The sequence below is a fragment of the Chitinophagaceae bacterium genome, from assembly GCA_030053935.1.
In the GTDB taxonomy this organism is placed as follows: domain Bacteria; phylum Bacteroidota; class Bacteroidia; order Cytophagales; family JASGCU01; genus JASGCU01.
In genome coordinates this window covers 1-12,676 of sequence record JASGCU010000069.1, presented here as the reverse complement: position 1 = coordinate 12,676, position 12,676 = coordinate 1, and the positions used below count along the sequence as shown (strand labels likewise).

The window sequence follows — 12,676 nt, the reverse complement described above, 5'->3', positions numbered from 1 at the left end:
TTAGAACTCTTCTAAAAACAAATAAAAATAAAATGAACCTCAAGACCATAATATTTGTGAAATAAAATATTCGTTTTTTACGTTTTTAATTCGCAACGGTCTCAGTACAGGAGGTGGTGGTGCTCCGATAACTCCTCCTACATGGGGAGAGACTAAAGTATATGTCAATATATCTAATCACAGTTCATATGATGGTGGGAACTGTTGGAATGGCGCATCTTCTCGTCAATTTAATTGTTCGAGTTATGGAGGCCTTGCAAGTCTATTTGATGGTTCATCAACAGATAGGTATATATTTTTAATAACTGTTACTCCTCAACAGGGTACACCTAGAACTTTTACAAGCCCTTGGAGAGTTGGTAATAACTGTTCTGAATTTATAATAGAAACCCCAACAAACTATCCATCAACTATAGCGGCAACTATAACTACACCTGCTGATGGATGCGGTTCAAGAAGAACTCTTTATGAGACTATCTCAAATCCAAGTAGTAGTACGTTCGTGAACATTTTTTTTAGTATTTACTAACAATTAACAAATTTATTTTATTATTAACTATTAATAACAAATACAATGAAAACAAAATTTAGAGTATATTATCAGAAGTATTATGTAGGATTATCACTTACAATAATTATAATACTTGCTGTAGGATTAACTGTATTTAATTCATGCACCAACGAAATAGAAACAGTACATGTGACTGTTAATAATGACTTTGATCCCGTGAAGGTATTACAATTTTTTAATGCAGATCCTGATGGTTCAGTTTTTATATCTATAGATAATGCATGCGAACCAGAGGGTAAGGCAAATATAGGACCGCATATTGAAGCTTGGTTTATGAATAAAGATAGAACCTCGACTATGAGTGTAGGTGATATTCGTATTGGAGAATTTAATATTCATTACAGTAATAAATTTCAAACATATATGAGCCCTTGTTATGGTGAGTTTGGTATGGTTTGCGAATACCAACATCCAAATGCACATACTTCTCTTTCAGGAAAAAAAGTAACGGTAGAGTTACCAGGTTTATATACTAATACAAGGATAAATGGTAGTAATAGTATGGATATATATGTTCCTTATCCCGTTATTATGATAAGTCCACTGTATGGACTTAATTATAAAAGCGATACTATAAATCATGCAGTTGTATCATTAAACAAAGTAACAAAAAATATGCACATTCAGTGGAAAACGAATGATGGCAATGGAAGTTTTTACATCATAGCATCAGGAGCACCTGCTATAAAAAAGAGTGGTGAAGAATATAATGTAACTTATAATTATATAATAACAGAAGATGATGGATCTTATACTCTCAGTGATGATTTATTTAAAGGAATAGAACAGGGACAAGAGATAACGCTTCGTTTTATGAGGGGTTATTTTAAGCTAGTCACTCTCTCCGATAATGAAAAAATAAATATTCTGCAGTTGGGAGCTTATTCACAAGCTTATTATGTAGGTATATATGAGTAACGAATGTTTTAGTAAATATTAGAGGGTGTCCGAAAAGTTCTTTTTACACAAATATTTAGTTTTAAAACTATTAGTAATCAAAGAGTTACAAAACTACAAACGTGCTAAAAGCGACTTTTCGAGCATCCTCTTTTTTTATGAGATATAGAGATAAATATGTATACTACTGATATAATGCCAAATAAAAAAAGAACCTTTGCTTCCATAGGAGTAATATGTATTCGCTATACGAGTGTTTTAGTATACATTACCGCTATAGTAAGTATGGTTTTGTTTAGTATGTACATCTGTAGTTTTTATGTGTATGCTTTTATAAATAGGGATTCTATACGTTGGGAAGCAGGTCTTCCAGGATTATATTTTCCACGGTCACCTATTGCGGAATGGAGTATATGGTTACATTTTATAGCAGGATCTATCATAATGATATTGGGGTATATCCAACTCATTCCTATCATAAGAATTCGTTTTATCAATTTTCACAGATGGATTGGAAGATTGTATGTTATTTTATGTGGGATTACCGCAGTAGGAGGTGTATTCTTTATTTTGCTAAAGGGAACTATTGGCGGAATAATTATGAATATTGGTTTTTTACTCTATGGGATACTGTTACTATTTTGTGCTTTGAAAACATATTTAACAGTAAAACACAAGCAATTTGTTGTGCATCGTATTTGGGCTATACGTCTTTTTTCTTTGGTTATCGGTTCGTGGCTTTATCGTATGTATTATGGATTTTGGTTTTTCAGCATGGATGGTTTAGAACATGAACTAGATTTTACAGGATGGTTTGATAAAATAATGGTTTTCTTTTTTTACATTCCTAATCTTGTAGTAGCAGAAGTATTTTTGAGGTATGATAGAATAAAAGCACACCCATTTCTAAACTTTTTGTTCTCTTTTTTATTTCTTTTTTTATTTGTTATATTTCTCTTAGGTACCTATCATTTTTATAAGTATTATTGGAGTTATTATATAAAAAACGAATTTTTTTTTTGAAAACCAATGTAATTTTTATGTTATGAAATATTTTATAGTTTTATTTTTCATTCCTCTATCCTTTAGAGGTATTAGTCAAGGAGTTCCTAAATACTCTGTAATAGTAGGAGGGGGTGTTTCGTATATATATTATAATCATTTGGCTCTCAATGTAAATAATACTGGATATGAAAAAGGGATATATGGTCCCATTTATGTTCCTCATGTAGAATTGATGGCTCGTATTATACAGTATAAACATTTAGGAGCATTTTGTGGGGTAGTGAATCAGATAAAGGGTGGGGATGCTATTATAAATATTCAAAATATTCAAACTGGACAATCCCGTTTGCAAAATTATAATATTTCTCTGTATTATGCAGGGTTTTACATGGGGTTTTTTTATGATTTTACTATAAAAAAAAACTATCATATTTTGTTTATGATGCGTGGGAATGTGCTTTTTAAGTATAAAGAACAAATTCCTGATATAATATATTATAGAATGGGAGGTGCAGTAGATAATCTGATTTCCCCTGAAATATCTTTGTCCGTTCCTTTTTTTAAAGTAATCAAACGACAAATGCAGATAATAGTGGGTTTTTCTCCTGATTTAAGTCTCATAAATAAGTCAATAGATAGCCGCTACCTTACTGGATACGCGTCACTTGGAGTTCTCATTTCTTTACAGAAAGAAGAACCTATTCCTTTCGAATGAACCGTTTTTTTTGGAGTTTTGTGCCTATGTTTTTTTCCATTTATTTAGGAATTTGTATCTATGCATCTTGTCGTAGTACCTTTATTCCTTTTAATCAATATATACGAAAATATTCTGTGGATATATTTTTATTTTCGGTGTACCCTATCTGTAAATATGAATGGGTTATATATAATTTGGTAGATGGATTGTGGATGTTTTCCTTTTCTTTGTTTTATCTATACGCTTTTTCACCACAAAAAATATTATCCAACAATACACTTGCTTGGGTTCTGAGATGTCTTCCTTTTTTTATAGGGGTTATAGTGGAATTATCTCAGTACTTCCATTTTCTATTAAGGGGTACTTTTGATATTTTGGACATTATTTTTTATTTTATATTCTCTATTTTTGCTTTTATTTGGATGTATTCTTATAAAAAATACTAAGTATATGTATGACCAAAAACTATTTTTGAACATTTTCCCTTATTTCACAAAACACCAAAAAAAAATAATGTTTTTTAATTATAAACTCGCCTTACGCAAAAATATAATAAAATTTCATACCTTTCTCTTTTAAAAATGTTACCATACACTTTTTTTTGAAGAAATCAATTTTTAGAACCCACCTATAGAATCTGCTTTTGATTTCAAACCATGCTTCATCACATATACATTATCTAGAGTATAAAAATTAGTAGAAAGTTCCACAATAATATCATAAAAAATTTCCCCTTTCGGTAATGTATACGTATGCACCGTCCCAATAATATAATTACGCGGATAAATATAACCATAGCCCGATGTGAGTATTGTATCATTTTCTTTCACTTCCACATGCCTCGGAACATATAGTAACTTTACATAACGAGGGTCTTTCCCATCCCAATGAATAGTTCCTATTACCTTACTCTTTTTTAAAACAGCAGAGATTAACGTCTTTATATGTAGCACAGGTAAAACAATAGAAAAATTTCGAGAAGTATTTATAACCTGCCCTACAATACTATTTTCAGTAATAACCCCCATCCCTTTTGTAACCCCTTGATTCTCTCCTACATCAATAGTTATATAGTTATTTACCCATAAAACTGTTTTATTTATAATACGAGCGGGTATTATTTCAAAAGGAATTGTTTGGATAATAGCAGAATCTTCTTTATGCTCTTGTGAATATTGTAGTAATTGTTGTTTCAAAAAAGCATTTTCTTCCAATATCTCTCTATTTTTTTTTTTTAGAGAAATATAATGAGTGAAAGAAGAGAGAGTCGATTTTATTTGAGACGTAGAAGTCAAAACACCATTATAGTAATGAGAACGTATAATGCTTTCCCTGCTAAAAATGAATAAAAATGACAAAAATAAAAGAAGTAAAAAAACAAAACTTTGTTCTCTTTTTTTGGTAACATGTAAAGTAGTTTTCATATTGTATGTATATATTATAAAATGAAAATAAGAATGTATCCTTCCGACACTTCTCGCAATCTAATTAAAAAGAGATGTATTGTTTTATTTCTGTAATTTTTCAACATATTTGTGGTGTATCCTCTTATATTATTATAGGCGGGTTCTAAAAATTCATTTTTTAAATATTGCAAATTAAAAACTACCAAGAACCCATTTTGGATTTTTAATTTGAAAAAAAATCTAATTATTTATTTTAAATTATTACATTATTTTTCATTTTTGTTAAATCAGCGTTCTATAAGATTGGAACGCGGATAACGCAGATTTTTTATTACCGTTGCGAATTAAAAATCTAAAAAAACAATAGTAGAGACGTTGCATGCAACATCTTTTTTTTGAAGAAAATCAATTTTTAGAACCCTCCTTGAGAAAATTTTGAGTTTTCATCAAAAGAACGATAAGTAAAAAGTATAATAACAATGGAGGTAAAAAAATATCCCTACATAGAGAGAAAATAACCAAAGATCCTGTAAATTGGACAGAAAAAGAACGAATAAACGAAATCATTGAGAAATAAAACACGCACAACACAAATTTCCCTCACACTGGCGTAATAAAATAATCACATTAATATAAAAAAATGAAATCTACACATCCAAATGCTCTGCAAAGAAGACAATAGAAGAAAAAACAGTAGATGCAAAAATAATCAAAAAAAAACCAACAATTTTCATCGTTGGTTTTTTTGATAGAAGCGATTATTTTGCTTCTCGGAGTTTGTTTTCTACCTCTTTCCAATTAATAATATTATAAAAGGCGTTCACGTAATCAGCTCTTTTATTTTGATATTTTAAGTAATAGGCATGTTCCCATACGTCTAATCCTAAAATAGGAGAACCTTGGCATCCTGTATTAGGCATGAGGGGATTGTCTTGATTAGTGGTAGAGCATATTTCTAATTTTCTGTCTTTGACACAGAGCCATGCCCATCCTGAACCAAAGCGAGTCAGAGCCGCATTTGTAAACTTTTCTTTAAAGGTATCAATACTTCCAAAAGCACTCTGTATTGCGTTCAATAGATCCCCTTCGGGTTTTCCTGAATTGTGAGCAGGAGTAAGTATTTTCCAAAAGAAACTGTGATTCCAATGCCCACCACCATTATTCCTTACAGCAGGCACGTGGGTATGGTTTTTTAAGAGTTCTTCTAAGGAGGATTTTTCCATTTCATTTCCTTCCACTGCTTTATTCAGATTGGTGATGTAGGCATTATGATGTTTTCCATAGTGAATCTCCATAGTTTGTGCATCAATATATGGTTCTAATGCGTTAAAAGGATAGGATAATTTTGGTAATTCGAATAGCATAATTTTATAATTTTAATAGTAAAACATTTAAAAATAATATATTTTTGAATCTGTATTTTTGCGATAAAATACAATAACTTTTTAATAAGTATTGTTTTTTGAGAATAGTGTAAAACTTTTATAAGGATATTATCTTAAAAAACTTTTTTTTAGTTATTTTTTTATAGTTTTGAGAGAACCATACGAGCAATATAGTCGCCAATAGATAAAGAGGAAGTAGCGGCGGGACTGGGAGCATTACATACATTTACAGAGAAAGTATTTTCTTGTATAAAAAAGTCATCTAAAAGTGTTCCATTTCTATGGCACGCCTGGGCTCTTACTCCTGCTCCACCTACTTCTAAATCCGATGCTTGTATATCAGGAACTAATTTTTGAAGAGCCCTCGTAAATGCTTGTTTGGAAAAAGATCTATACATCTCTCCTATACCTGTCTTCCAATACTTCAGAGCAATTTTTTGAAAACCACCCCAACGGATGATTGCTAAAAACTCACTCATATGTATATCTGTCTTAGAATATCCTTCTCTTGCAAAAGCGAGTACAGCATTTGGTCCTGCTTCCACTTCTCCATTTATTTTTCGGGTAAAATGTACTCCTAAAAAGGGAAAATTGGGATTGGGAACGGGATAAATAAGGTTTTTTACCAGATATTTACGAGCATCTTTTATTTTATAATATTCTCCTCTGAAAGGGATTATTTGTATATCTCTTTGTTTTTCTATCATATCTGTAATAGTATCGGAATATAATCCACCGCAGTTGACGACTATTTTAGCCATGAGGGTTTCTTTCTGGGTTATGATTTCCACAAAAGTATTTTTGTGTTTGAGAGAGGTTACTTTGCTGTTATAAGTGAAAAGACCGTCTTTTTTTTGTATTTCATCTGCCAATGCTTTACTTACTTTTGTATAATCAACAATCCCAGTGTAAGGAACGTGAATTGCTTTTATTCCATTGCAATAAGGTTCTTTTTCTAAGAGTTCTTCTTTTGTCAGTTCTCGTATTGCAGAAAGTCCATTTGCTATTCCTCTTTGAAAGATAATTTCTAAAATGGGTAGTTCTCGCTTTTCTGTTGCTACAATTACTTTTCCACATAGGTTATATGGAATGGTATGTTCATCACAAAAGCTTATAAGTTCTGCATATCCTCGGATACAGTTCTGTGCTTTGAGAGTGCCTGGTTTATAATAAATACCTGCGTGTATAACTCCACTATTATGACCTGTTTGATGCATAGCGAAGGTGTTTTCTTTTTCTACTATATGTATTTTTAAAAAAGGTTTTTTTTGTAAAAGCTTGTAAGCGGTTGATAGTCCGACTATTCCCGCACCTATTATTACTACATCATTCATTTTTGAAAGTTATTTTTAAATTCTACTTTATTAAAACAATGCAAGATATATTTCTCAAACAATTTATAAAATGGGATGTTTATTTTTTTACACCATCAAATGAGCAGTAATTTTATCTGCTAATAATTTTCCTTTTTTTGTAAGGTAAAGAGTATTTTCTTTTTCTGTTACTATGTTTTCTTGTTTACACATCTGAATAAAATCTACTTTTTCAGGATATGATGCAATATCTATCCCCGTAAGTGTAGATGCGTAGTGAAGATTGCTTCCCCACTTGGTGCGGATAGAAGTCAATATATATTCATTAAATTTATTTGCATTGGTCAGAAGTTCTTTTTCACAGGGTATCATTCCTTTTTGAATAGAATGAGTATAAGAAATATTGTTTTGTATATTATACTGCCGAGAGTAATGGTTATAGGAATGGGCGCTGGGACCTATGCCAAGATACTTTGTATTATTCCAATAAGATGTGTTGTGGAGAGAATATTTATTTTCTTTTGCAAAGTTACTGATTTCGTACTGCTCATATCCAGCATTTTGTAAAGTATCCATCAGAATTTCTGTTTGTTCGCTGGCAAAATTTTCATCTATATCTTTCATTTTTCCTTTTTTTACCCAAGTGCCGAAAGGAGTTTTTTCTTCTATAGTAAGACAGTAGGCAGAGATATGCATAGGGGCTACATCTACGGCAGTAGCAATATCTTGTATGAGAATAGCATGGTCTTTGTAAGGAATGCCATATATTATGTCTATACTGATATTGGTAAATCCTTCTTTTTTTGCATTTTTTATAGAAGTTATAGCATCTTCTCCAGTATGTTTTCTGTTAAGAGTATGTAGATGGGGTTCATAAAAGGATTGTACCCCTATGCTGAATCTATTTATACCCAGAGTTCTGTATTCTTTTATTTTTTGTATATGCAGGTCTTCGGGATTTGTTTCTATGGTTATTTCTTCTACTTCTTTTGTGTCAAAAACAATTTTTATAACGTTAAAAATATATTTTAGTTCCTCAAAAGACAATAATGATGGGGTTCCACCGCCAAAGTATATAGTTTTTATGGGTTCTTCTTCCAAATAATTTTTTTGAAGGTATAGTTCAGCACATAAAGCATCAATGATTGTTTTTTTATTTTTGATATGAGTGCTAAAATGAAAATTGCAGTAGTGGCATGCTGTTCTACAAAAAGGTATATGAATATAGATTCCTGCCATATATTTTTTAGGATACTTGACGGGTTTTAAAAAAAACTTGTAATTCGTTTTTTGAGAAAGTATTGATGGTCATATTTTTTGTGAGACCACCTTTTCGTCCCATTAATACCCCATAATACATATCTGCATATCCTTCTTTTTTATGTGCATCGGGATTGATACTGAGCTTAACTTTTTTTTCCATTGCATAGTGTACCCACCTCCAGTCAAGGTCTAATCTTTTAGGGGAAGAATTTATTTCTATGATAACATTATGTTCTGCACAGGCATTTATAACTGCAGCATGGTCTATAGGATACCCATTTCTTTCCAATAAAATACGTCCTGTAGGATGTCCGAGTATGGTCGTGTAGGGGTTCCTAATGGCTGTTATGAGTCGTTGGGTTGCTTTTTCTATATCCATATTGAGAGAAGAATGCACAGATGCTATTACAAAATCAAATGTTTTCAAAGTATGTTCTTCATAATCCAGTTCTCCATTTGGTAATATATCAGATTCTATTCCTTTGAAAATATGAAAGGGATAGAGTTCTTTATTGAGTGCTTCTATTTCTTCGTGCTGTTTTTGTAATCTGTTTTCATCTAATCCATTTGCATAGAAGGCGGATTGACTGTGGTCTGTTATGCCTAAATATTCATAACCGAGTTCTTTTCCATATTCAGCCATTGTTCTGAGTGAGTTTTTTCCGTCACTATAATGAGAGTGAATGTGCAATATTCCTTTTATATCTTCCATGGTTATGAGATGGGGGAGGGAGCCATTTCTTATGAGATGGAATTCAAATTGTCCTTCCCTTAATTCCGGGGGAATAAACTCTAATCCTGCTGTCTGGTATGCTAATTCTTCGGTTTTTGTATTTAAAAATAACAATTCCCTTACTGTTTTTCCATCAGAAAATGGATAGTTCAGATGTGCGGGCTCGGGAGTGTATTCTAATAATTTTTTTACAAACGAGGAGTCCTCTGTTAGTCGTATATGAAATGGAATTTTTTTTTCTATGATGGTTCCTCTCATGGAAAAAGGACCCGATTGTTTTGTATTTATAGAGTATTTTGAGGCAAGAATTTCTGTAATACCTTTCCAATTTGTTGTATTGATTAAAAGTTCTATACACTCAATTACTTCTCCGCAGCGACGAAGATTTCCCAAGAAAGATATTTTTAAGGATGGTAACCTGTGTTGTAAAAAATCTTTCATTTCTTGTGCAGTTTTTTCTGCATCACAAAACAGCAGTTTTTTCTTTTGTGAGTTTTTGTATTGCAGAGTTTCTAATAGAGATTGTTGGGTTTTTTCACCAAATCCTTTCAGAGCAGCTATTTTTCCTTCTTCGCATGCGGTATAAAGCTCTTCAGGGGTCTTTATATCTAGTTCTTTCCAAAATACTCTTATTTTTTTGGGACCTAATCCTTTTATTTGGAGCATATCCATAACACCTTCGGGGGTCTTGTTTTTTAATGCTTCTAAAAGTGGAAAAGTATTTTCATCTATCATTTTCCAAACCTCTTGTGCAATAGATTTTCCTACTCCCTGAATATCGCTTATTGCTTCCTGAGAAAGGGTAGAAATGGGTATTTCAATTCGTTCTATAGAGAAAGAAGCAATACCGTATGCTCGTATTTTAAAAGGATTTTCATCGTGTAGTTCCATAAGAGTTCCTACTAATTTCAATTTTTCTGATATTTCTCTATTATCCATATTTTTTTATTGATTTTATGTTTCAAATGGTTATTTTTTTAATATACATAAAAAATATTTATAGAAGTTTTTTTCCATTTGGAACGGGTCTTTCGGGGATACATAATATAATATGACCTTCAGAATCTGAAAATCCTGTTACTAAAACCTCACTCATAAAATTTGCTATCTGCTTAGGAGGAAAATTTACCACACACACCACCTGTTTTCCTACAAGTTCCTCTTTTGTGTATTTATTTGTTATTTGAGCGCTGGAATTTTTTATTCCTATTTCATCCCCCAAATCTATTTTTAATTGATAGGCAGGTTTTTTTGCCTTCGGAAAGTCCATCACTTCTACTATTGTCCCTACTCTTATTTCTACTTTCGTAAAATCATCCCAATGAATGAATCCCATTGTTGTTGTAATAATTATAAATTAAGACCGTTGTAAAACTAAATTAAAAAAATCTACTCATTTCTATCAAAATGAATCATTGCATTACCCATTATATAAAATAAAAATAAAATTCGCGTAGTTTAGTGAAAAAATAATCAAAATAAATAATTATGGAAATAAATACGAACCCATAGTATTCGTGAAATAAAATATTCGTTTTTTTACGTTTTTAAATCGAAACGGTTTCAATGTGTGTAAGGGGGGTATTTAATGTATACTCATTTGCGCTAATAGTACGATGATATTACAAATTACCCAACACACCCGATTTAAAATTAAAATGCAAATGAGTATAATTACCAATTTGTGAAAGATGTTTATTTTCAAAATTGATATAACAGATGTATTTGAAAATGAGAATTAAATAAAGAGAGAGGGTTATTATTTGTATCCAATTGCCATTGGTAGCTGGTGCTACGTATAAACTTCATTTTTCCATGGAATATAAAATTTTTCCATTGGTATTCTCCAATCAATCCATAGCCATAATCAATCCATGGGGCAAGTGAATATTGAGAGAATTTTTTTTCGTAATAGACATCAGGGAATTGCTCTATGCGTTCTAATTGGATACCTATTCGGTTCTGTTTTGTTAGAAAGTATATGTCTAAAGATTGTATATTTCCGTTTACTCCCGCTCCTATTCTTTGTCCTTTGTGAGTATAGCCGTTGAGAAGTTGCCAATGAGTGTAAAATTCTCCGGCAGTTCGGAAAACACTTTCTAAAGGTGCTTGCTGTATTTGTGTTATCTCTGCATTTATTTGTAAAGAGTATCTCTTCCCATAGATAGGAAATACTTTAGAAAAACCAAATATATATGCTCGTGCATGCTCAGGGGTTTGTAAAAAATCACGCAAGTCCGCTGAAGCATCATTTCTTCCATATTCATAATAAAATTCCATCTTTGCTTTTTTCCATACCCATCTTATAAAAAATGATAATCTTTGGTCTCGGATTTTGTCATTATCATTTTCAGAGGTTCCGTCAGTTGTTCTAAAAATAACATCAAAAAGAGGAAAATAATTACTAAAATTATGAAATCTGCGAGTGGTACTATCATATTGTTGATAGGTTCTTGAGAATCCTAAGTAGAGTCCTTTTACCCACTTTGGTTCATAACTCAGCATAAAAGCACTAAAATATCTCCAGTTATCAGATTTCGGTCTTCCAAATCTTTTGAATGTCGTTGTATCTGGTGCGGGTGGGTTGTAAGGAGAATTTTCTAATTTTCCTATCAAAAACTGTAGTTCTAATTTTCCAATAAAAATATCAGCAGGGCGAGATGTTTTTACAGTGATATGAGCAAATCCTTCGCTGTTATTACTGAGTATGAGATTGTTTCTTTTTCCTGGTCCCCAAGATATATTTTCAGTGCTTATTCCAGCAAAAACAGCTCCTGCGTTTATTCCAATAAAAGATTGTCCGAGAATAGTTTTCCAATAGTTTGCACCGTTTATTCTTTCGGGATCATCTATTTGATTATAATGATACTCATATAGGGGCTGAATCACTCGTATATCGTTTGTTTGAAAGGTATTAAATTTTCCATTGGTAGCAAAAACAAATTCGGGCTTTATTTGAAAAGTAAGAAATCCAATTTTTCCAAAAAAACCTGTGGATATAGAAGATTGAAATCCTTGAGCGGGGATTAATGATCCGTCATTCCATCCATAAGGAAGATGCGAATTATACTGAGTAATGATTTGTATTGGTAAGAGATGGAGTTGTATTCGGTTTTTCCAAAAATGGAGTAATTGCTTGGGAAGAGAGATTGATTTGTCAAAAGAACTGTCCTTTTGTAGGTAAGCAAGGGAAAGCGGTTTTAATAAAAAAGAGACATCTGTTTGTAATTCTCCTGCTATTTGTTTTTGTCTCATTCGGTCTTCTAAAAAGATATTGTTCATGGGCAATGGCTGTGAAAAGGCGGTATAAAAACCTATATATACTATAAGACCAAGATATATCTGTTTCATTTTTTATAAAAGGGCTGAATGATTTTTATTTGAAAAAAGTAGTTATAAGCATCTT

The 12,676-nt window shown here is 31.6% G+C and carries 10 protein-coding genes; 3 read left to right on the top strand and 7 right to left on the bottom strand.

Features of this window, described 5'->3' with window-relative positions:
• Window positions 1–574: 574 nt before the first annotated feature.
• The 3 genes from QM536_07415 (at window position 575) to QM536_07405 (ending at window position 3,188) form a co-directional block, all read left to right on the top strand.
• The gene (locus tag QM536_07415) at window positions 575–1,489 is read left to right on the top strand and encodes a hypothetical protein (protein MDI9356832.1); all 915 of its coding nucleotides are present in this window, start codon (window positions 575–577) and stop codon (window positions 1,487–1,489) included.
• Window positions 1,490–1,645: 156 nt separating this feature from the next.
• Window positions 1,646–2,491 carry a DUF2306 domain-containing protein gene (locus QM536_07410; GenBank protein ID MDI9356831.1) on the top strand — a complete coding sequence of 282 codons (846 nt, stop codon included), beginning with the start codon at window positions 1,646–1,648 and terminating at the stop codon, window positions 2,489–2,491.
• A 22-nt stretch (window positions 2,492–2,513) separates the two neighbouring features.
• Window positions 2,514–3,188, top strand: coding sequence for a hypothetical protein (locus tag QM536_07405; protein ID MDI9356830.1), 675 nt, complete (start codon window positions 2,514–2,516; stop codon window positions 3,186–3,188).
• Between the two features lie 599 nt (window positions 3,189–3,787).
• On the opposite strand, the gene mreC is transcribed toward QM536_07405, so the two are convergent.
• The 7 genes from mreC to QM536_07370 all read right to left on the bottom strand — a co-directional run bounded on the left by mreC (window position 3,788) and on the right by QM536_07370 (window position 12,621).
• Window positions 3,788–4,594, bottom strand: coding sequence for a rod shape-determining protein MreC (gene mreC, locus QM536_07400; GenBank protein ID MDI9356829.1), 807 nt, complete (start codon window positions 4,592–4,594; stop codon window positions 3,788–3,790).
• A gap of 740 nt (window positions 4,595–5,334) precedes the next feature.
• A complete protein-coding gene (locus QM536_07395; GenBank protein MDI9356828.1) occupies window positions 5,335–5,940 on the bottom strand; it encodes a superoxide dismutase in 606 nt (201 codons plus the stop codon).
• A gap of 161 nt (window positions 5,941–6,101) precedes the next feature.
• Entirely contained in the window at window positions 6,102–7,295 is a 1,194-nt protein-coding gene (gene lhgO, locus QM536_07390; protein ID MDI9356827.1) for an L-2-hydroxyglutarate oxidase, read from the bottom strand.
• Between the two features lie 87 nt (window positions 7,296–7,382).
• Window positions 7,383–8,513 (bottom strand): radical SAM family heme chaperone HemW, encoded by a 1,131-nt coding sequence (gene hemW / locus QM536_07385; protein MDI9356826.1) that lies wholly within the window; start codon window positions 8,511–8,513, stop codon window positions 7,383–7,385.
• Window positions 8,514–8,520: 7 nt separating this feature from the next.
• Window positions 8,521–10,209, bottom strand: coding sequence for a helix-hairpin-helix domain-containing protein (locus QM536_07380; protein ID MDI9356825.1), 1,689 nt, complete (start codon window positions 10,207–10,209; stop codon window positions 8,521–8,523).
• 58 nt (window positions 10,210–10,267) lie between these two features.
• Window positions 10,268–10,606: a tRNA-binding protein gene (locus QM536_07375; GenBank protein MDI9356824.1), complete on the bottom strand. Its 339-nt coding sequence runs from the start codon at window positions 10,604–10,606 to the stop codon at window positions 10,268–10,270.
• Window positions 10,607–10,971: 365 nt separating this feature from the next.
• Window positions 10,972–12,621: a capsule assembly Wzi family protein gene (locus QM536_07370; GenBank protein MDI9356823.1), complete on the bottom strand. Its 1,650-nt coding sequence runs from the start codon at window positions 12,619–12,621 to the stop codon at window positions 10,972–10,974.
• Window positions 12,622–12,676 lie beyond the last annotated feature (55 nt).